The following is a 21633-nucleotide window of genomic DNA, read 5'->3' on the forward strand; positions in this document are numbered from 1 at the left end:
CTTTTTGCTTCATTAGCTCATAATCGAGCTGTTCTTCTCTCGTCATAACAAACTGTATCTAAAGTTAGTGATTTTAACTTTTGACACAGTTTATTTTACACCCTCCAGTGTCATTATTATTTCTAAACTAAGCTTAGAAATAATATCCTAAAAACTATAATTATCCTGATTTTCTAACTTGTTCTTTATTTTCTCCATATGTTGTTCAAGTATTCCCGACTTACTCTTCTCGAAAGATTTTAGGTGGAGGAAAATTTCCTAAGGTACTTGCTGCCTGAGATTCTTTATGAAGTGCCTCCAAAACATTGATACCATGTACTTCCTTAAATAATTTATTGAAATATGCGGGTGTGTCAAAACCAGCTATATTTGAAATTTCAGCAAGTGTGCTATATCTACCTGTAGCAATAGCTTCAGAAGCTAGCTTAAAGCGTATAATTTGTACAAATTTGTTTGGTGTAATGCCTAGTATACTTTTAACTCTTCTGAATAACTGCCTTTCGCTCATAATTAATTCGCTGCTTAATAAGTTATTGGTCAGTTCTATTTTACCGATATACTTTTTAATTGTTACTTCAAGTTGATCTAACCAAATTTGATCAGTACTTAATGGTTCCTTACCGGCTTGATTAGCATAGAAAGATTTGCGTTTCTGATCATCTGAATCCAGCGCATTCAATATTCTCCAATATTCATCAAGTTTCTTTTTATAGATGACTTTAGCAATGGCGAAAACCATTTTGTCTCGTTTTATTGGCATGGAGGTCCATGATAGCCATATAATGTCGCCGCTTTTTGTAATGTAACGATTTTCAAAATTAATAAGTGGCTGGCCTTTCGTTATATTTTGCCTGTTTTTTGATGTTATTTCCTGGTCATCGGGATGAACAAAGGAATTAATTGGTCTTGCAAATAATTCCTGATCACTATAACCTAATGTTTTTGAAACCGCCGGATTTATTTTTTTGAAATAGCCATCATAACCTGCTATGCAAAGCAGATCGGGTGATAAATCAAAAAAGTATTCTAAATCAAATAAGGTATCAATACTCACTATATCCACGAGAAATTACTTTGCTGATCTCAAATATGATCATAAATTTTTAAGTTAAAGCGACTTTAAAATTAAAGGTTCTAATTGTTTCAATAATCAACTGTTGTTGTAACCGTTAATTTGGCAGTCTAGTTTAGTATTTTGGCAGTTTTGTTCGCTTTTTAAGCCTGATTTTTGACTAAAATTAAGCTTTTCATATTCTACAAAGTTCCCAACAATGCATTTACTTATGAAGATGAACTCACGCTTATCATAAAATAATGCAACATCTAAAACTGTATCAAATTAACATTCTTATCGTCAAAGACTTATGGCAAAATTCTATACCCTAAAAAGTACAATAATTCTTTTTTTTGCATTATATACATCAGTGGGGTGGGCTCATGTTCCAGGCGTTCATCATCCCAACGTTTCAAGTGGTACAGTAACTGGAACTTCTATATTTAAGGCTTCTCATAAAAATAGTAAACGCTACAGCAATCTGGCGGCGAATGCATCCCCAATAATCACTAGTTTCAGCCCTTCCAGCGGTCCTGTAGGTACATCGGTGACCATAAATGGTACAAATTTTAATTCAACGAAAGCCAGTAATATGGTGTTTTTCGGGGCCACAAGGGCCACAGTAACGGGTGCTACCGAAAGTAGCTTAACCGTGACGGTTCCTGTGGGAGCCACTTTCCAGCCCATATCCGTATTGAATAGCAACACCCAGTTAACGGGTTATTCCGCTATGCCTTTTATCGTTACGTTTAGCCCGAATAACAGCACAATTACAAAGGCCAATTTCGCCTCTAAACAGGATCTCTATCCTGCCAACACTTCAACCGCTCAGTACATGGTAACGAGTGACCTTGACGGCGACGGTAAAGCCGACGTGGTTTCGGCTAATAGTGATACTGGCACCAATACGGTAACCATTTTTCGCAATATTGCAAACAGCGGTACAATTACCTCGGCTTCATTTGCTGACAAAATTGAACGACCGATAGATGGCGCTCCTGCTGGCCTGGCGGTAAGCGACCTTGATGGTGATGGCAAGCCCGAGCTGGTTGTGCTGGAGGCTTCCGGTAAGGTATCCATTTTTCTTAATACCTCGACCAGTGGTGTTATTTCCTTTGCCCCAAAAGTAGACTACAGTATGCTCAATGGCGTTAGTATCACCGTTGGCGACCTTGACAATGACGGCAGGCCCGAAGTTGTTGTAAGTAACCGTAGAGACGGAAAGGTGTTTGTTTTTCGGAATACTTCAACCACCGGCAACATTAGCTTTGCCGATGCGATAGCTGCCGCAACCTTTACTACCGGCGGCCCTGAAAATGTAGCAATAGGGGATCTTAACGGAGATGGAAAAGCAGACATGACAGTGGCTAATAAAGTGAGCGGGTTAGTCGCTGTTTTTCCGAATATTTCTACAACTGGTAATATTGTTTTTGGTACTGCAATTTCCTTAACTCCAGGCACTAAGCCTGTAAAGGCGGCACTCGGAGATTTTAATGCCGATGGTAAACCCGACCTAGCCGTTGCTAACTCGACCAGTAGTACGGTATCTGTTTTTGAAAATACTTCATCCATTGGCACTATTTCCTTTGCTGCAAAAGTAGACTTAGCTGCAGATAACAAGGTGACCACGGTAGCAATTACCGATCTCGACGGGGATGGCAAACTTGACATCGTGACTGTGGCGGTTAACAGTGACGGTAGGGTATCCGTTTTTCGCAATACCAATAGTAGCGGTGCAATTTCTGTTGCTTCCTTTGCAGCTAAAAGCCTCCTTACTGAGGTATTTCAGGACGTAACTATCGGTGATATTGACGGTGATGGACGGCCGGATCTGGCTGGAACTAACTTAAAGATAGTATCTATTTTTCGCTATAATCCTTTTATCACCAAAGTGAGTGCTTCACTCAGCGACAAAACGCTTGCGGGTATCGATTCTGAGATTACCGCAGATCCGGTTCCTTCGGCAACCGGCTATCGCTTTCGGGTTACCCAAGGCGCTAATGTGCAAACTATTGATGTTCAAACCAACTCCTTCAAGCTCACCGAGCTTGCTAGTTATGCCTACAGCACCAGTTATAGCATAGATGTTCAAGTTCAGGTAGGTGGAATCTGGAGCGATTATGGAACAATAAGCGTGTTAAACACCCCCGAACCTTTGACTCAGATAAGCGATGTATTCCGCGGAAAAATGTTGGATAATATCGATGATCCGATTACCGCAGATCCGCTTCCTCTTGCAACCGGCTATCGCTTCCGTGTTATCAAGGGCGTGGATATGCAAATCCTTGATGCACAAACTAATTCGTTCAGGCTTACCCAGCTGGCCAGTTATGATTATAGTTCCAGTTATACTATAGACGTTCAGGCTCAGGTAGGCGGAATTTGGGGTAATTATGGCGCAGCATACCTGGTAAACAGTGAGGCGCCTACGACCCAGATAAGTGAATCATTCAGCGGAAAAATATTGGCAAATACAGATTCTGTGATCACTGCAGACCCGGTTCCTTTAGCAACCGGCTATCGTTTTCGGGTTACCGAGGGTGCTGCTGTACAAATGCTTGACGTCCCGACAAATTCCTTCAAGCTCATCCAGCTTCCCAATTATGCATATAATACCAAATATAGTATGGATGTTGCGGTTAAGACAGGCGCAACCTTAAATGCATTTGGCGCGGCAATTTTGGTAACAACACCTGCTGTACCCGTAACCCAGATAGCGGCAGTGTTCTGTGGAACAGTGTTAACGGATTTAGCCGGCGCGGTCCGTTCAGACGGGATACCCCTGGCAACGGCGTACCGTTTCCGAGTAAAACAAGGCAACAGCCCCGCACAGATCATCGAAGAAGCAATCGCACAAACGTTACTGTACAAAACAACTTTTTATGCTTACAATACGACTTATACCGTAGATGTTTCAGCAAACGTGAACGGCATCTGGAGTGAATATGGGGCAGCATGTAATGTCACAACATTGGCTGCACCTCTAACTCAGGTATCGTTAATCAACTGCGGAAAACTTTTAACGACCAATGATTCGCAGATTAGTATCGATTATGTGCCTACCGCAACGGCTTATCGGCTCAGGATAACCACAAATAACCAAACAGATTCCCTGGATGTGCCAACAAATTTCGCCAGGCTAGCCGCCATGCCCTCTTATGAATTCAATACCACATACAGCATCCGGGTTGCTGCTTTTGTGAATGGGATATGGACCCCTTATGGGCCATCATGTAATGTAACTACCCCAGTGCTTGTACCTCAGATATCCACAGAAATGTGCGGAACGGTTTTAACGACGATAGACGGAGAGATTCACGAGGATCTTATTCCTGCAACATCTTTTAGGTTCAAAGTAACGCAAGGTGTCAATACGATTACCTTAGAATCAAACGTGGGATCTATTCGGCTTAGTTCCATACCATTTTATGCTTACAATACCGTATATAGCGTCGAGGTTGCCGTGCAGAGAAATGGAACCTGGACTGCTTTCGGACCAGCATGTAACGTCACAACAATGACTACACCTCTAACTCAGGTATCGTTAATCAACTGCGGAAAACTTTTAACGACCAATGATTCGCAGATTAGTATCGATTATGTGCCTACCGCAACGGCTTACCGGCTCAGGATAACCACAAATAACCAAACAGATTCCCTGGATGTGCCAACAAATTTCGCCAGGCTCGCCGCCATGCCCTCTTATGAGTTCAATACCACATACAGCATCCGGGTTGCTGCTTTTGTGAATGGGATATGGACCCCTTATGGGCCATCATGTAATGTAACTACCCCAGTGCTTGTACCTCAGATATCCACAGAAATGTGCGGAACGGTTTTAACGACGATAGACGGAGAGATTCACGAGGATCTTATTCCTGCAACATCTTTTAGGTTCAAAGTAAAGCAAGGTGTCAATACGATTACCTTAGAATCAAACGTGGGATCTATTCGGCTTAGTTCCGTACCATTTTATGCTTACAATACCGTATATAGCGTCGAGGTTGCCGTGCAGAGAAATGGAACATGGACTGCTTTCGGACCAGCATGTAACGTCACAACAATGACTACACCTGTTACCCGGTTAGCAATAAATGTCTGTGGAACAGTTTTGAATACGACCGGAGATGTTCATGCAGATAACGTTCCTACGGCAAGCGCCTACCGTTTCCGCGTCAGGGAAGGTAGTAATGAACAGATTCTTACCTCGCCAACCGCATCCGCCAAATTGATCAGTCTGCCTGTTTATACCTTCAATACCATTTATACTATTGATGTAAGTGCCGAAGTAGCCGGAATCTGGACGCCTTACGGAGCAAGCTGTACTATAACCACGGCTGCACCTTTAACCAATCCGAATCTTTCTTCACTAACTTTAAGTACAGGAATGTTGAACCCGGTATTTAATACGGAAACATTAGAATATACAGCAGCAGTGAGTAATGCGACAAGTTCCATCACCCTCAGCCCACATGTGTCAGATAATACGGCCACAGTAAAAGTGAGCGGTAAAAGCGTTACCAGCGGATCTGCTTCGGAAAACATCAACCTGTCGGTAGGAGTAAACCCCATCACCACAGTTGTAACAGCGCAGGACGGGACAACGACTAAATCCTATACCGTAACAGTAACCAGAGATAAAGCAGCGCAAGTTATAACCTTCAACACCTTAACGGCAAAAACGTACGGAAATCTCGATTTCAATCCGGGAGCAACAAGCAATAACACCGGAATACCGATTACTTATACCAGCATGAACCCAGCGGTAGCGACTGTAGTTGGTGGACAAATACATATAGTAGGCGCAGGTACTTCTATCATTACGGCTTCACAAGTTGGCGATCTAACACATTATGCTGCAACAGATATGCAGCAGACACTTACTGTAAATCCGTATGCAATAACGGTAACTGCCGACGCAAAAAGTAAAACTTACAGTGATGCTGAACCGGCACTGAGTTACGCGATTACTTCCGGAACGCTGGTCGGTACGGATGCTTTTACAGGTACTTTAGTCCGCGATGCGGGAGAAGAGGTAAATACTTACGCCATTACGCAGGGAACACTTGAATTGAACGACAACTACACTTTAACTTATGTTGGTGCTAATTTAACCATCGGACAGAAAATAATTACAGTTACAGCGGCAGCGAAAAGCAAAACTTACGGTGATGCCGATCCTGCATTAACTTATGCCTTTGCTCCGGCATTAAGCACAGGGGATAGTTTTAGCGGCAGCTTGAGCCGGTTACTAGGTGAAAACGCTGGTGCTTATACAATCAATTTGGGAACACTTGCATTGAACAGTAATTATACTTTAACTTATATCGGTGCTGATTTATCCATCGGACAGAAAATAATTACAGTTACTGCGGCAGCGAAAAGCAAAACCTATGGTGATGCAGATCCTGCATTAACTTATGCCTTTGCTCCGGCATTAACCACAGGGGATAGTTTCAGCGGCAGCTTAAGCCGGTTAACGGGTGAAAACGTTGGTACTTATGCGATCAACCAGGGTACATTAGCCCTGAACAGTAATTATACTTTAACTTATACCGGTGCTGATTTATCCATCGGACAGAAAATAATTACAGTTACTGCGGCAGCGAAAAGCAAAACCTATGGTGATGCCGATCCTGCACTAACATATGCCTTTGTTCCGGCATTAACCAAAGGGGATAGTTTCAGCGGCAGCTTAAGCCGGTTAACGGGTGAAAACGTTGGGACTTATGCAATCAATTTGGGAACACTTGCATTGAACAGTAATTATACTTTAACTTATGCCGGTGCTGATTTATCCATCGGACAGAAAACCATTTCGGTAACTGCGGCAGCGAAAAGCAAAACCTATGGTGATGCCGATCCTGCATTAACTTATGCCTTTGCTCCGGCATTAACCACAGCGGATAGTTTTAGCGGCAGCTTAAGCCGGTTAACGGGTGAAAACGCTGGTACTTATGCGATCAACCAGGGTACATTAGCCCTGAACAGTAATTATACTTTAACTTATACCGGTGCTGATTTATCCATCGGACAGAAAATAATTACAGTTACTGCGGCAGCGAAAAGCAAAACCTATGGTGATGCCGATCCTGCACTAACATATGCCTTTGCTCCGGCATTAACCAAAGGGGATAGTTTCAGCGGCAGCTTGAGCCGGCTACCGGGTGAAAACGTTGGTACTTATGCAATCAATTTGGGAACACTTGCATTGAACAGTAATTATACTTTAACTTATGCCGGTGCTGATTTATCCATCGAACAGAAAATAATTACAGTAACTGCTAGCAACGCGGTAATGTGTCAATCAGATGGTTTTCCAACATTCGCTGTAACCTACGCCGGTTTCACGGCCGGCGATACAGAAAGCTCATTAAGTACTAAACCGACGGTTAGTACGACGGCAAACAGAAATGTTGCCGGTAACTTTGTGCTTGTACCAGCTGCCGGGGTTTCAAACAATTACAGTTTTGTATACCTAAACGGCACTTTAACAATCAATGCAATTCCATCAGTACGTATTGTAAGCAATAAAGGAACGGAAATTAGCAAAGGTGAAACAGCAGTATTAACGTCCAGTGGAGGAACGACTTATAGCTGGTCTACAACAAGTGGCATCATCAGCGGACAAAATACGGCTCCGCTTACGGTTCGTCCGGCACAAACGACTACATATACAGTTCGGGTAACCAATTCCAGCGGATGTAGCAGCTCAGAATCTTTCACCATTAAAGTAGCTGAAGATTATAAATTGATTGCGAGTAACATTTTAACACCAAATGGTGATGGCGTAAATGATACCTGGATTGTTCAGAACATCGATATGTATCCGAACAATGAAGTTCGCATATTTGACCGCAATGGCAGAGAAATGTACAGTAAGAAAACCTATGATAGTAGCTGGAATGGAACCATTGGGGGAAATGACCTTGCTGAAGGCACTTACTATTACGTCATTACCTATGGTCCAAATAAACTTGTTCAAAAGGGATTTATTACAATTATCAGAAACCGTTAAGAAAATGAAAAGTATTAAAACAACAATTTGGATACTGGCTGCTCTTATCGGTGTTTCGAACGTAAGGGCTCAAACAAGTCCTCTATTAAACCAGTATTTTAACAATACTTACCTTGCTAACCCAGCCATGGCCGGGCTGGCAGAAGGCGGAAAAGCAGATCTGACGTTCCGCTCGCAATGGAATGATATTCCAGGTGCCCCATTGGTACAAAATCTAACTGCAACTTATGGATGGGAAAAGGTAGGCTTAGGAATAAATATGAATCTTGATAAGGCCGGCCTGCAAAGGCAAACCCGAATTCTGGCTACTTATGCTTACCACCTTCCACTTAATGAATCTGCAAAGATACATTTTGGTTTATCTGCTGGTTTTATGAATCAAAGGATAGACATGCAGGCCCTGATAGGAAACCAGAATGACGGCCAGGTTGGCGCTTATAATAGCGACCACAGAACTTATTTTGACGGGGATTTTGGTATTGGGATAACTTCAACAAATTTCAATGTGGATTTTGCCTTGGTAAATCTTAAAAATTATTTCAAGAAAGATAATTTTAAACTGATCAACACACCTGTAATTTATGCTTCTACCGGATATAATTTTCAACTGGGTGAAACTCAGTTACAACCTAAAGTTGCTTATCGGTCTTTTAAAGATATAGCAGGTATTGTTGATGTCGGCGCGCAATTTGGAATGGCCAATCAGCAGCTGCTTTTTACAGCGATGTATCATACCAGCAAGGCTTCAAGCTTTGGAGTTGGGTTGCACTATAAAAGGAAATACAATATTAATACCTCCTATAACACCCAAACTGGTTCTTTAGGTGATTATACCGCTGGTAGTTTTGAGATTAACCTCGGCATTAACTGGTAAACCACTCAACACTTTTAAAACGACAGGTGCTTTTCAGGTACCTGTCGTTTTTGGTTAAGAGGAAATTTAAAACCAGGGTTTCCCTTTCTGTAAAATCCATTATTTTCTCAAGCAATGGCGAGTGATAATTTTGATTTGCGTACTGACTGTTTTTCCAGGTTGTTGCTGTTCTGCTAGCGCCACCATCAAATACATTGGCAAGCTATCTCGAAGCAGCTTGCAGTTTGAGAAAATATTCAACTAAATGGAATAGATGATTAAGGTGTAACCACTTTTGCGAACAAATCGTAAGATGATTTTATAAAATTACTGACATATTTTACGGTTGTAATATTCTGCTTTTTGAACTCTTGTTTTTATAGTCACCAGACGCAAAGCACCAGGTAGAAAGATAATGGAAAGCAAAACCGTTGTAGGCTGCTAACCCTGTCCGTAGAGTTAAGCATAGCGCCTCTATGGATAGAAGAATGAAATTGAATTGAATTTCCAACTCAATAAAATGAACCACAGGCTCTTTTCTCTCACTTCAATCCGTAAAGTCCTTTGAAACTCTACTTACAGACATCTATATTTCGAATTTATTGGCTTTGTTTTGACTACTGTTCACCATTTCAGTCTAATGAATCTCTACTAGTGAAAGCCCACTTCACTACCCAGGGGTTTTCACTATGGTATATACGGAAATCCAATTTGGCTTCTAAACACTACAGTTCATCAGGCTTAGACCCGATCCTCTTCCGTTTGGGGACAGGTTCCTCCTTTAGCGCTAACAGTTCATCTAGATATTGAAAAACAATTTCCATGTTCGGTTCCAGATTTAAACCGATTAAATCCCTCGGCGATAGCTTAATAATCATTAAATTTGGATAATGGATAAACGAGGAAAGAATGACACCATCTCAACAGAAATAAATTTGTTGTAAATCATTGGTTGTCTTTGTTTTATTGGTTTGATGGAAAGGGTTTTAATGAATTGGTTTCCAATCAACAGTTAAATAGTTAATTTCAGCTTTCATTCAGTTTAATACCTTTTGTTTGGCATCCAGCAGACACGTAACATGGTAGGAGAAGAAAACTATTCCTCTTCTCCTACCTGGACATTGAACTGGTTCTACTCATTCTTTCAAACTATAATATGGCGAAATTCGTTAATTTTAATTTTCTTTCCTCTCAAGCTAAATATGGCAAAACCAGCTTTTGGTTAGCGCTCATTGGCAACCCAGCCCGGTTTTCTTTGGAAAGGAGGGTATTTCACTCCGTTAGTATTGGCCTGATCGCGGCATCGATGATTTATGCACCCTACAATTTGATTGCAGGTCTATATGTAGGGTCTGTTTCTGCGCTATTCATCAGTCTATTCTTCATTTACCAGTATTATTATTCCAGGTTCCAGGATAAGCCACACAACAACACAATTTTCGGGTTAATGGGATTGTTGGTTTTTGGACTAAATTATTTTGCAATTGCTGGCATTAACGGCTCAACCGACATAATCTGGCCAGCCTATTTGTTGGTTTTGCTGGTCATTTCGCCTTATCGACAGCACCTAAAGTGGTTGGTCATTTATTTGTTGTGGTTTTTCGCTTTGCATGCCATTGGCTATTATTATCCTGAATTTATAAAATATCCCTTCACTGAGGGTAAAGGGCAACTTATAGATCGAATGACTGCTTTTCCATTGCCCGTGTTCGTTATCTATATCGTTGTCAGGTTTATCAGGCGCAGTTATGATTTAGAACGCGTGGACGCCCAACAAAAGACAATTGCAATAGAAAGCAGCAAAGAGCAAATCTTGCGACAGAAAGACGAGCTGGAACAGCGCAGTTTGGAGAAAGACAATTTGATGTCCATCATATCCCATGATGTGAGGGCACCTTTAGTCAGTATTCAAGGTTACCTTAGTCTGTTAAATAAAAACGTGCTGGGTGCTGAAGAGCGGCATGCGATCGAGAAATCTTTGGAGAGTGCCACCAGCCATACCATCACTATGCTTTCTGATTTGTTGAACTGGTCTAAATCTCAGATGGGCGGATCTGTTGTGCAGCTGGAGTCAGTAAATGTATTGGATGTTCTAGAAAGTACCATAGAAATGGCACGTGTTTATGCCCTGAAGAAAGACATTATACTTGCTAATGCTCTCCCTTTGCAGCTGATGGTAGTGGCCGATATAGATATGCTGCAAATCGTCGTGCGCAACCTGATCAGCAATGCGGTAAAATTTACGGCAAACGGTGGTATAATCAAGGTAGAAGCCCATATTGTCAACCATGGATGTGAAATCACGATAATTGATAATGGGAGAGGGATCGCACCGAGCGATCAGGAAAATATTTTTTCGATCAAAGCAGTACCTACCTACGGTACAAATAATGAAAAGGGAGTTGGACTGGGACTAGTTCTATGCAAGGAGTTTATAGAACGAATGGGTGGTAAAATCGGTTTTGAAAGTATTTTGAACAAAGGCTCCAAATTTTTCATTTCCCTGCCCTTGGCGGAGAGAATCTGAGCGCAGGTAGATATCACAGAAGTGATATTTATACAGGGGGATTTAGTAATATTTTTTAATGCAAAATGCCTCAATTTTCATTGAGGCATCTCGTGATCCCGCTGGGATTCGAACCCAGGACCACTACATTAAAAGTGTAATGCTCTACCAGCTGAGCTACGGAATCATTTCCCTTTGTTTAAGGAGGTGCAAATATAGGAATTTAATTCAATTCACAATATTTTTTTAAAAAAAAATTAAAACAAACTTAATCTTTGCCCATAATACCGCTTTAAACATCTTTAGATAGTTATAAGCAGTAGTTATTAACTAATAATTATTCCCGCCCATAGGCTTCGATAATTTTTTTAAAAATAGCGGTGTTTGGATAAACTCCAATAAAATTTCCAGAACCTGGACCATATGCAAAAACTGGCACCATAATGTTTGTATGATCATCGGTACTAAAGTTTCCACGTACGATGCCTTTTTTATATGATGCATCCAAAAGCGATAGCCCGCCAGTTTCGTGATCGGCCGTAACAATTACCAAAGTCTCCCCATTCGCATCAGCAAACTTTAACGCTTCACCTAAAAGTCTATCAAAATCGTGTTGTTCGGTTACCGCAATAGGCAAATTATTTGCATGCCCGCCGTAATCTATCTGTGCACCTTCTGCCATAATAAAGAAGCCTTTTTGGTTTTTCGACAAAATAGAAATGGTTTTAAGTAATGATGTTTTAAGCATTTCGCCCCTACCAGCAATAATACTTCTTGTCGCAGAGTCATCTAAAAGCACAACTTGTTTACCTGCTCCTGATGAAGTAAAATCGGATAGATTCGTTTTAATTTGATAGCCTTTATGTTCTAACTTCTTTATCAGATCAATATTCTTTCCCTCCATGAAACTTTTACGGCGTGAACCAACAAGAATATCGATAGGGCTGTTGAGAAAATCGGCAGCAATTTCCTGCGACATCGTTCTTTCAATTTGGTGCGCATAAAAAGCAGCTGGAGTTGCATCTGTAATATCGCCGCTACTGATAATGCCACTTTTAACACCAAATTTAGACATACGATCTGGAATGGAAGTTAATGACTGACCACTTGCATCAACACCAATATAACGATTATTCGTTTTTTGTCCAGTTGCCATTGCTGTTCCACCAGCTGCAGAATCTGTAAAGTCAGAATTTAAAGCCTCAGTTCTCGAAAAACCAATGTGCTTAATGTTTACGATGTTCGATTGCCCAAAATTTGCCGTTAAACCAGCCTGAATTTGTGCCAGCCCCATACCATCACCAATCAGAAGGATAACATTTTTTACCTTTTTTTGTAAACCATCATTTTTGTATGTAGGCTGATAAGGTTGATATCCATTTGGGTTGATAAACTCTAATTTGCTTCTGTTTTTATAGAAACCACTTAATGCCGTCGGATGATCGGTTCCAATCCAATCAACACCCATTTGTTCCAATTCTTTCCAACTATTCGGACTGTCTTTGGTTGCCCAAAACCGAAATGGTTTACCTGCTTTATGCGCCTCGGCGATTAAAGCTTTCATTTTTTCTAAATCAGGAGGTGTTGGTGTACCTTTTCCATTCCAAACAGAATATTTAGTAAGATCATCGCTAATCATCCCTACATGCTTCAGCTGCTCGGATGTATAATTTCTACCAGGCCGACCATCAAAATAAACAAAGGCTGGATAGTCGTTAAATTTATCAACAGGTGGGATGTTTCCGCTTACCAAAAGTTTTATAGCTGATGGATTTTTATCATGGTCGAAAACCAGTTCATAATCCTTAAGTTGCTTTAATAACGTGGCTAAAACATTTTGGTAATCATCTTTTATATCGATAACCAATTGAAGTTTTAGCTGTGGATTTGAATAAGCATGATTCCCGTTTTCCTTAAAAAAGGCGACCAAAGGCTCTAGATAAAGTTTTTTTAATGTTTTCCCAGACTCTATTTCTTTACTCTCATGCGCTACAAATAATTCTCCATCACGATAAAATACATCGGCTTCGATCGAACCCATACCTGCATAATAAGCCTCCAGCAAAGGGATTTGTTGCTTATAATCGTTATGACTATGGCCGTTATTGGCAGTCAGTTTCTGCTGTGCAGAAACCGACTGAATGCCAAAGCCTATAAATAACAACCAAATAAATTTAGTCTTTTTTACCATCCTGGATTTTGTTTTATTACGCCCGAACTATTATCAATCTCTCTTTGCGGAACCGCCCAAACATCATGCACTTGTGGATTGAAAGTTCTTGCTGGCCAGATTACAGCGCCATCATAATCATGCAATGGTTTGGCATAGGTTGTTTCCGCGTCTCCCCATCTTACTAAATCGCGATGGCGATCGGCCCATTCACCAGCCAACTCATTACGGCGTTCACGTTTTAAATCGGTCAACGTCATCCCGGTTTTTGAAACTAACCCTGCTCTAACTCTAATTTTATTCAATTCTGTATCGCCACCACCTGCACCATTTAAATTAATGGCGGCTTCTGCTTTAATTAAAAGCACTTCTGCAAAACGCATCAAAGGCATATTCAAGTCAGTAGTACCATTATCTCCGTTAGGATTTACGTGAGTTGGGATTGGATTTGCATAAGAAAACGGTTCCATATATTTTTTAAACTGATAATTTGATGTGGCACCTGCATCTTTAGTAAAACTGCGTTCAGCACCAAAGAACATAAACTTATCTCCAGGTTTTAAAATGGTAGCATCTCTACGTAAATCGCCAGTTTCGTAAGAATCAAAAAGTTCTTTAGTTGGCAAATAATAACCCCACCCGTTATAAATCCCCCAGGCTTTGTTAGTTAACATTACGCCTGGCAATTTACTACCCCAACCTGTACCGCCACCATTAGGCGTACAAACTACCGACCAAATATACTCTTTAGACCAATTATTAGAGGCTTTGAAAACATCTACAAAATTACTCAACAAATTATGCTGACCCGAATTGATTACCATATCGGCATATTTAGCTGCATTCGCATAGTCTTTCTTGTACAAATAAACTTTTGATAGATAAGCCCAAGCAGCGGTTTTGTGCGCTTTGCCGTAATCGGTGGTTGCCATTGCAGTAAAGTTTGGAAGATTATCTGCTGCCTTTAAAAATAACGAGATAATATAATCGTAATTCTCTGTTACATTTTTGGCTCTTGGAATAGCAACTGAAGCATCAGACTCCGGCATTACAATCGGTATCCCTGCTTTATCATTACCATAATTTGCAGCAAGCTGAAAATAAACCAAACCCGCATTAAAGTACGCATCGCCAATTATTTGTTTTTTCAGATTATCATCCATCGCAATACCAGGAACATTGGAAATAATATCGTTCGCTCTCTTAATTATGGCGTAACGCATGCTCCACTGAGATTCGGTGTAGCCTCCGCCAATATAAGTACGGTTAAAATTTTTAATGTTATCGGCTTCAGGTTTGTTACGGCCAGTTACCATATCATCGCTGGCATTGATAAACCAGAACATGCCTCGGCCGTAAAAATCTTCTTCATTGTATTTTTCATACATACCAGCTTCAGCTTTAATAGCATCTTCTTTTGTTTTCCAAAAGTTTTGTGCAGATGGTGAGCCTTCTGGTACGATATCTAATTGTTTTGTGCATGAAGCAAAAACAGTTACTGCTAATATTGCAAGGTATTTTATATTCGTTTTCATTTTGTTATAGATTTAAAGATTAACACTTAGGCCAAGTATGAAGCTTCTTGCCTGTGGGTAACGACCAACATCAAGACCGTTATTATCCATGCCTATTTCTGGATCGAAACCTGAGTAATTAGTAATGGTAAATAAGTTGTTTGCAGTTGCATAAACTCTAATAGCGCCAGTTTTAAGTTTTCCTGTAAGAGATTTTGGTAAGCTATAACCTAAGGTTACGTTACGAATACGCAGGTAAGAACCATCTTCAATGTAGAAATCGGATGCATTAAAGTTTCCATTATTATCGCTTGTTGAAATAATCGGCACTTTTCCGTTAGGATTTTCTGGCGACCAGGCATCTAAAATACCAACCAACTTGTTGTAAGATGGGCCACTTGCACTATAAGTAGTTCTTTTAACAGCATTGAAAAGTTTATTACCTTGAACACCTTGCGCAAAAATATTGAAATCGAAGTTTTTATAGCTTGCATTAAAACTTAAGCCATAAGAAAAATCCGGATAAGCACTGCCTGCAAAATAGCGGTCTTTGCCATCAATCGAACCACTTCCGTCTAAGTCAATAAATTTAAAATCACCAGCTTTTGCATTTGGTTGAATTTTTTGTCCGTTTGCATTTTTATAATTATCTGCTTCAGCCTGACTTTGGAAAATACCATCTGTTTTTAAAACATAATAGCTGTATAAAGGCTGCCCAACTGTGATTGCTAATGGCGCTAATTCGTTTCTGAAATTCGTTCCAACGGCTATATTTGTTAAACCTGGCGCCAATTCCTGAACCTTATTGTTTAACTTGGTAAGTGTTGCATTTACAGAGTAAGTAAAAGCCGTATTTTTTGCACTGTTATAAGTTAACCCCAACTCTATACCTTTATCCTTCACAATACCCGCATTAATGGTTTGGGTATTTAATCCCGCCGTACCTGGCAACGATCGGGTTAAAATCATCTTATCCGTTTCCTTGATGAAATAATCGGCAACTAAACTCAATCGATCAAGTACCGTAACATCTAAACCGATATTGGTTTGCTTGCTTTCTGCCCAGGTAAGATTTTTATTTGCCAATATAGTTTGTACGTAACCATTTTGTAAAGTGGGGGTTTGCCCAAAGTAACTTTGTGTTGCACCAAGTAACGGATTTACAGCCGATGTGGATAGACTACCCAGATTACCAAGTATGCCGTAACTTCCTCTTAACTTTAATTCATTTAACCAGTTTGCCGATTTTAAGAATTCTTCTTTATTAATCGCCCAGCCTGCAGAAATTGAACCATAATTTCTAAATCTGTTTTCCTTTGATAACATTGAAGAACCATCTCGTCTGCCAATTAAGGATAAAAGATATTTTTCCTTGTAATTATAGTTGGCTCTTAAGAAAACAGAAGAAATTGCCTTTGCATCGTAATAACTTGATGATGGCTGTATGATTGTGGCATTAGTTAAATACCTGTATTGATGAGATTCATCATCAAAACCCGATCCTGATGCGTAAAGACCATTACTCGTTGTTTTTTGATACGTATAACCACCAGTAAAATCGAGTTGGTGAGCACCAAAATTGGTATGATAGTTAACTACTTGCTCGGCCAAAATATCGTTCGAAGCATCCGACCGTTGAACCAAACTATTACTTAATACAGGCTTGCCGACTTCTGGTCTTTTCGGTGTGAAACTTTTGAACTGTGAGTTTGACTTGGTAATGCTTAAATTAGATTTAAAGGTTAAACCTTTAGCCAATTGAAGGGTTGCATAAGGATTAACAACTAAAACATTTAAGGGGTTATTAATATCAATACGTTGTAATTCGGCAACAGGGTTAACAATATCTCCGTAATCGCCAGCATACTGACCTCCAGGCAAGCCCGCAAAACTTCCATTAGCGTCATAAGGCGTACCATTTGTTGGATAATAAATTGCGGATAAAAGTGCTCCAGTGTAATCGCTACTTGTATTTGCACCATTTCCGTTTGTGCTGCTGTACGATAAATTTTCGCCAACCTTTAACCATGGAGTAAGCTCGTGCTCAGAATTAATTCTGAAATTATACCGCTTGGTTTTAGTATTCAGAACAATGCCTTCTGCATCACGGTAGTTAAAACTTAAGTAAAAGTTCGATTTCTCACTTCCTCCATTTACGGCAGCATTGTAATCCTGCAACATTCCATCTCTAAAAACTTCGTCCATCCAATTGGTTCGGGTAACCTGCCCATCAGGATATTTAGTTAGATCAAAAGCAGGTAAAATCGTTGTTCCGCCATTTTTCGCGGCAGTTGCCGCAACCTGAGCACGCTGTACTGCGTTAAGTGCCTCCAACTTTTTCCAGACAGATTGCTGACCTATCTTACCATCGAAAGTAATTTGCATTTTTCCTTTTTTTCCTTTTTTGGTTGTAATTAAAATTACACCACCCGAGGCACGAGCGCCATAAATTGCTGCCGCAGCATCTTTTAATACCGAGATAGATTCAATATCGTTAGGATTTAGCTGTGGCGTGCCTAAGAAAATAGAACCATCGATTACATAAAGAACGCTTTCGCCATTTATACCGCCTGCACCTCTAATGTTGATTCGTGGGGTAGACGTAGGGTCGCCGCCTTCATTGGTAACAATTGCACCAGGAGATTTTCCTGCCAAAACTTCGCCCACACTATTCACCGATCTTGATGATAATTTATCAAGTGAAACTAAACTTACTGCTCCCGTTAAAGTTTCCTTTTTCTGCGTGCCATAACCAACCACAATTACTTCAGCCAACATGGCTCTTTCCTCGCTTAGTACAATATTGATTATCTGGTTATCATTAACTGCAATTTCTTTTGTACGATAACCAATCATCGAAAAAGAAAGCACCGTTTGTGCGCCAACTTTAATTCTGAATGCACCATTAGCATCAGTGATTGTTCCTGTTTGCGTACCAATTACCTTAACAGATACACCAGGCAACGCCAAACCTGTAGAATCTTTAACCGTACCGGTTACAATCCTGTCGGGCTTGTTAAAGGTTGCATTATTTAATATTACATAATCGTCCTTTTCTACAACACTGAGGCCCAATTTATCTAATAAAGAGCGAACGGGTTCCCTCTTAAATTCTCCACTTACATAAATGTTTTTTTCTTGAAGAAGATCAGGATTGTAAACGAAATTAAGACCTGAAATGCCTTCGATTTCGCGAACAATATCACTAAGTTTGGTACCCTTACTTATTTTAATGCTAACCTTGCTTTTCGCCAATCGTTGGGCCATGCCAGACGATGCGAGAAGGGAACTGCAGAATATGCAGATAATTGAAAATGTTAAACACGAATATTTCATGATTCGATAAGGAGATAGAGTCCTCTTGGACGAGGTTGTTTTCATTTGTTTGATTGCTTGTAATAATTAGTAAATTGTTGTGATTTGTCCTTTAAAAATTCACGCGGACAGGTTCTTTGAATGACTTAGCTGCTCATTATTTATATATTTTAAATGTTTTACGATTTTTATCTGAACTGAATTTTAAGTGGTGCAGACTGCAAATAATGTCAAGAATTTCATTAGGCTGCTGAGCACTATTAAAGGTTGCTGTACTCTTCAAGCTAGAGAGCGATTTATCTGAAAGCGAAATTTTAATACTGTACACATATTCGATCCGCTTAATTACCTGATCAAGGGTAGAGCCATTAAATTCTATTTTAACTGGAGTGATGAGCTTGTTTATATGAATTGAAGATTGCCCTGTAGTTTTACTGTATTGAAGAACTTCATCCTTGACTAGCTTACTAATGAGTTTACCATTGTTGCTTACCGCAACTCTACCTGTAGCAACAGCAACTTCTATTTCATTTTTTGCGATATCGGCACGGATTCTAAATGAAGTTCCTAAAACCTTAACATTTAAATTTGAAGGAAGCTCGACGTGGAAAGGCCTTTGCTCGTCATGGGCTATAGAGAAAAAGGCTTCGCCAGCCAAAAGCTTAATTTTACGGGAGTTTTTATCGAATTTGCCTGGGTAAGTTAGTTTAGCTAAGGGTTCTAGTGTAACCTCCGAGCCATCATTAAGGGTTATGTTTTTCCGCTCGCCTGCTTTTGTAAATACAATAGTTTGAGTTGAAGCCGTTTTGTACTGATCTTTTTGCTTCCACAATCCAAAACATATAAAGCCCACTATAGTAACCGCAGCTGCTATCTTGAACCAATAAGTAGCTGAAAAAGATTTTTTAATCACTTTTTTAGCTATAGCAAATCTAACGTTTCCTAAAATCTCCGCTCGGATTAAGAGTTTTCGTTCATCGGAAACTTCCTGGTTAGGGACATCCAATTGAGTATACCAATCCTCAACTTGTTTAACTTCGGCATTACTTGCCTTTCCATCCAAATATTTTTGCAGCAGCTGTTTTGCTTCTTCTTCCGTCATTTGAATACATGTCGTTTCAAAATGAAAATGGTACTAATGAAAGATGTTACGTATTTGTTAACTTTCTGTTAACGGATAAAAAAGGCTATAAACAGCACATAGGAGAGGTTTTTACGGAGTAATTTCGTTGCCGCAGTAATTTGGTTTTTAACCGTTTGTGCAGAAATGTTTAGTTCAGCGGCAATTTCTTTTATCGATTTATCTTGTTTTCGGCTCATCGAAATTATTAGCCGCATACGTTCTGGTAAACTTTGCAACGCATTTTCAACCTCTTTGGAAGTATCTCGTAGAATTAAAATTTCGTCGGCTGTGCTTACACGCTGCTGATTCATTAAAACTGCAAATTCTGCCTGATGACCTTCTTTAATAGCATTGGATCTGAAATAGTTAATCACCTTGTATTTTACAGCGCCATGCAAATATCCAGAGAGATTTCCCGTTAATTCTAAACTTTTCCGATTCTCCCACAACGAAATGAATATTTCCTGGGTAATGTCTTGAGCAACATCCTCATTACAAACTTTTTTAAACGCAGCATCAAATACCTTTTCCCAATAGATGCCGAATATTTGCTCCATTGCAAGGCTATCATCACGTTTTAAAGATGCAATTAGTAATTCGCTCAATGCTGTTTTTTTGATTAAGCAAAACTACTTCACCCATGTTCCTTTAATATTAATAAATCTTAAAGGCTAAAGTTTTTAGAGATGACTGCTTTTCAGGTTCGCAGCAATAAAGTCTAATCGAATACGGCTAATCGATCCCCAAGATGATGCTTTTTTAGAACTCCACAAAAAGCAAAAAAGCCTCAACTTTTTCAAGTTAAGGCTTTTGTTGCGGAATGGACGGGACTCGAACCCGCGACCTCCTGCGTGACAGGCAGGCATTCTAACCAGCTGAACTACCACTCCGTTTTGTTTACTTTTTAAAAGTTTAAACCTCTTTCCCCTTTCGAGGATGCAAATATAGAGACAATATCCTTATTTGCAAACTTTTTTTTAAAATAATTATAACACACTAATTCACAGCACCTTCTTGCATCTTCTCTGCATTCTCAGCGAACTGTAGTGCGTCAATTATTTCCTGAATCTCTCCATCCATGATTGTTGGAAGGTTATACATCGTCAATCCGATGCGGTGTTCAGTTACTCTTCCTTGCGGATAATTATAAGTTCTAATCTTAGCCGAACGATCTCCGGTTGATACCATTGTTTTACGTTTAGCTGCGATATCGCCATTTTTCTTTTGTAATTCGATGTCATACAACTTGCTACGCAGCATCTCCATTGCAATAACACGATTACCCAATTGTGACCGTTCCTGCTGGCATACAACAACAATTCCCGAAGGTTTGTGCGTAAGCTGAACTTTTGTTTCAACCTTGTTTACATTCTGTCCTCCAGCACCACCAGAACGCGAGGTTTGCAATTCTATATCTGCAGGGTTTATGTACAAATCTATTTCTTCTGCTTCTGGTAAAACCGCAACAGAAGCAGCTGATGTATGCACACGACCCTGAGTTTCGGTGTCAGGAACACGTTGTACGCGATGTACGCCACTTTCGTACTTTAACTGACCATAAACATCATCGCCGCTAACTTTCAAAATAACCTCTTTATAACCGCCCGCAGTACCTTCTGTTACATCAACTGTTTCAACTTTCCAGCCTTTGGTTTCAAAATAACGAGTATACATACGGTATAAATCGCCTGCAAATAATGCAGCCTCATCTCCACCGGTTCCTCCACGAATTTCGAATACAGCATTTTTAGCATCCTCTGGATCTTTAGGAATCAACATTAAGCGGATATTGCTCTCCATTTCTTCTTGTTGCTTTAACAACAAATCCAGCTCTTCTTTAGCCATCTCACGCATTTCAGCGTCTTTTTCAGCAGCCAAAATTTCCTTGTTGGCCTCAATATTACTCATTACATTTTTGTAGATTTTGTATTCATCTACAATTTTGCCTAAATCTTTATATTCTTTATTTAAAGCTGCAAACCTTTTCATATCCTGAATCACATCAGGATTACTCAATTGCTCCTCAACATCTTCCCAACGCAGCTTTATAGCCTCTAATTTTTCTAACATAGTATATTCG

10 protein-coding genes and 2 tRNA genes are annotated in these 21633 nt (G+C 40.0%); 3 read left to right on the forward strand and 9 right to left on the reverse strand.

What is annotated here, in order from left to right; all coding sequences use genetic code 11:
* Positions 1 to 220: 220 nt before the first annotated feature.
* Entirely contained in the window at positions 221 to 1063 is an 843-nt protein-coding gene (locus tag ACFOUY_RS04725) for a PAS domain-containing protein (protein ID WP_378959316.1), read from the reverse strand.
* Between the two features lie 301 nt (positions 1064 to 1364).
* Here ACFOUY_RS04725 and ACFOUY_RS04730 point away from each other — a divergent pair, with 301 nt between their 5' ends.
* The 3 genes from ACFOUY_RS04730 (at position 1365) to ACFOUY_RS04740 (ending at position 11452) form a co-directional block, all read left to right on the forward strand.
* Entirely contained in the window at positions 1365 to 8072 is a 6708-nt protein-coding gene (locus ACFOUY_RS04730; RefSeq protein WP_378959317.1) for an MBG domain-containing protein, read from the forward strand.
* Between the two features lie 4 nt (positions 8073 to 8076).
* Entirely contained in the window at positions 8077 to 8946 is an 870-nt protein-coding gene (locus ACFOUY_RS04735; protein WP_378959318.1) for a PorP/SprF family type IX secretion system membrane protein, read from the forward strand.
* Between the two features lie 1135 nt (positions 8947 to 10081).
* Positions 10082 to 11452 (forward strand): sensor histidine kinase, encoded by a 1371-nt coding sequence (locus tag ACFOUY_RS04740; protein ID WP_378959319.1) that lies wholly within the window; start codon positions 10082 to 10084, stop codon positions 11450 to 11452.
* 93 nt (positions 11453 to 11545) lie between these two features.
* Here ACFOUY_RS04740 and ACFOUY_RS04745 read toward each other — a convergent pair.
* The 8 genes from ACFOUY_RS04745 to prfA form a co-directional block, all read right to left on the reverse strand.
* A tRNA-Lys gene (locus ACFOUY_RS04745) sits at positions 11546 to 11618 on the reverse strand.
* A 150-nt stretch (positions 11619 to 11768) separates the two neighbouring features.
* Positions 11769 to 13622 (reverse strand): alkaline phosphatase, encoded by a 1854-nt coding sequence (locus tag ACFOUY_RS04750; protein ID WP_378959320.1) that lies wholly within the window; start codon positions 13620 to 13622, stop codon positions 11769 to 11771.
* Positions 13616 to 15136, reverse strand: a complete 1521-nt coding sequence (locus tag ACFOUY_RS04755; RefSeq protein ID WP_378959321.1) for a RagB/SusD family nutrient uptake outer membrane protein — start codon at positions 15134 to 15136, stop codon at positions 13616 to 13618. The genes ACFOUY_RS04750 and ACFOUY_RS04755 overlap by 7 nt, the downstream gene beginning before the upstream one ends.
* Before the next feature lie 12 nt (positions 15137 to 15148).
* Entirely contained in the window at positions 15149 to 18382 is a 3234-nt protein-coding gene (locus ACFOUY_RS04760) for a SusC/RagA family TonB-linked outer membrane protein (RefSeq protein WP_378959322.1), read from the reverse strand.
* Between the two features lie 205 nt (positions 18383 to 18587).
* The gene (locus ACFOUY_RS04765) at positions 18588 to 19532 is read right to left on the reverse strand and encodes a FecR family protein (protein WP_378959323.1); all 945 of its coding nucleotides are present in this window, start codon (positions 19530 to 19532) and stop codon (positions 18588 to 18590) included.
* A gap of 68 nt (positions 19533 to 19600) precedes the next feature.
* A complete protein-coding gene (locus ACFOUY_RS04770) occupies positions 19601 to 20158 on the reverse strand; it encodes an RNA polymerase sigma factor (RefSeq protein ID WP_378959324.1) in 558 nt (185 codons plus the stop codon).
* Between the two features lie 211 nt (positions 20159 to 20369).
* Positions 20370 to 20443: transfer RNA gene (locus ACFOUY_RS04775), tRNA-Asp, on the reverse strand.
* A gap of 106 nt (positions 20444 to 20549) precedes the next feature.
* Positions 20550 to 21623 carry a peptide chain release factor 1 gene (gene prfA / locus ACFOUY_RS04780; RefSeq protein WP_378959325.1) on the reverse strand — a complete coding sequence of 358 codons (1074 nt, stop codon included), beginning with the start codon at positions 21621 to 21623 and terminating at the stop codon, positions 20550 to 20552.
* Positions 21624 to 21633: the final 10 nt, after the last annotated feature.

This window comes from Pedobacter jamesrossensis, from assembly GCF_042650905.1.
Lineage (GTDB): Bacteria > Bacteroidota > Bacteroidia > Sphingobacteriales > Sphingobacteriaceae > Pedobacter > Pedobacter jamesrossensis.

Excerpts from the sequence above, each read along its gene's own strand:
- ACFOUY_RS04730 (WP_378959317.1), top strand. The coding sequence starts at position 1,365 with ATGGCAAAATTCTATACCCTAAAAAGTACAATAATTCTTTTTTTTGCA.
- ACFOUY_RS04735 (WP_378959318.1), top strand. The coding sequence starts at position 8,077 with ATGAAAAGTATTAAAACAACAATTTGGATACTGGCTGCTCTTATCGGT.
- ACFOUY_RS04740 (WP_378959319.1), top strand. The coding sequence starts at position 10,082 with ATGGCGAAATTCGTTAATTTTAATTTTCTTTCCTCTCAAGCTAAATAT.
- ACFOUY_RS04750 (WP_378959320.1), bottom strand. The coding sequence starts at position 13,622 with ATGGTAAAAAAGACTAAATTTATTTGGTTGTTATTTATAGGCTTTGGC.
- ACFOUY_RS04755 (WP_378959321.1), bottom strand. The coding sequence starts at position 15,136 with ATGAAAACGAATATAAAATACCTTGCAATATTAGCAGTAACTGTTTTT.
- ACFOUY_RS04760 (WP_378959322.1), bottom strand. The coding sequence starts at position 18,382 with ATGGCCCAACGATTGGCGAAAAGCAAGGTTAGCATTAAAATAAGTAAG.
- ACFOUY_RS04765 (WP_378959323.1), bottom strand. The coding sequence starts at position 19,532 with ATGACGGAAGAAGAAGCAAAACAGCTGCTGCAAAAATATTTGGATGGA.
- prfA (WP_378959325.1), bottom strand. The coding sequence starts at position 21,623 with ATGTTAGAAAAATTAGAGGCTATAAAGCTGCGTTGGGAAGATGTTGAG.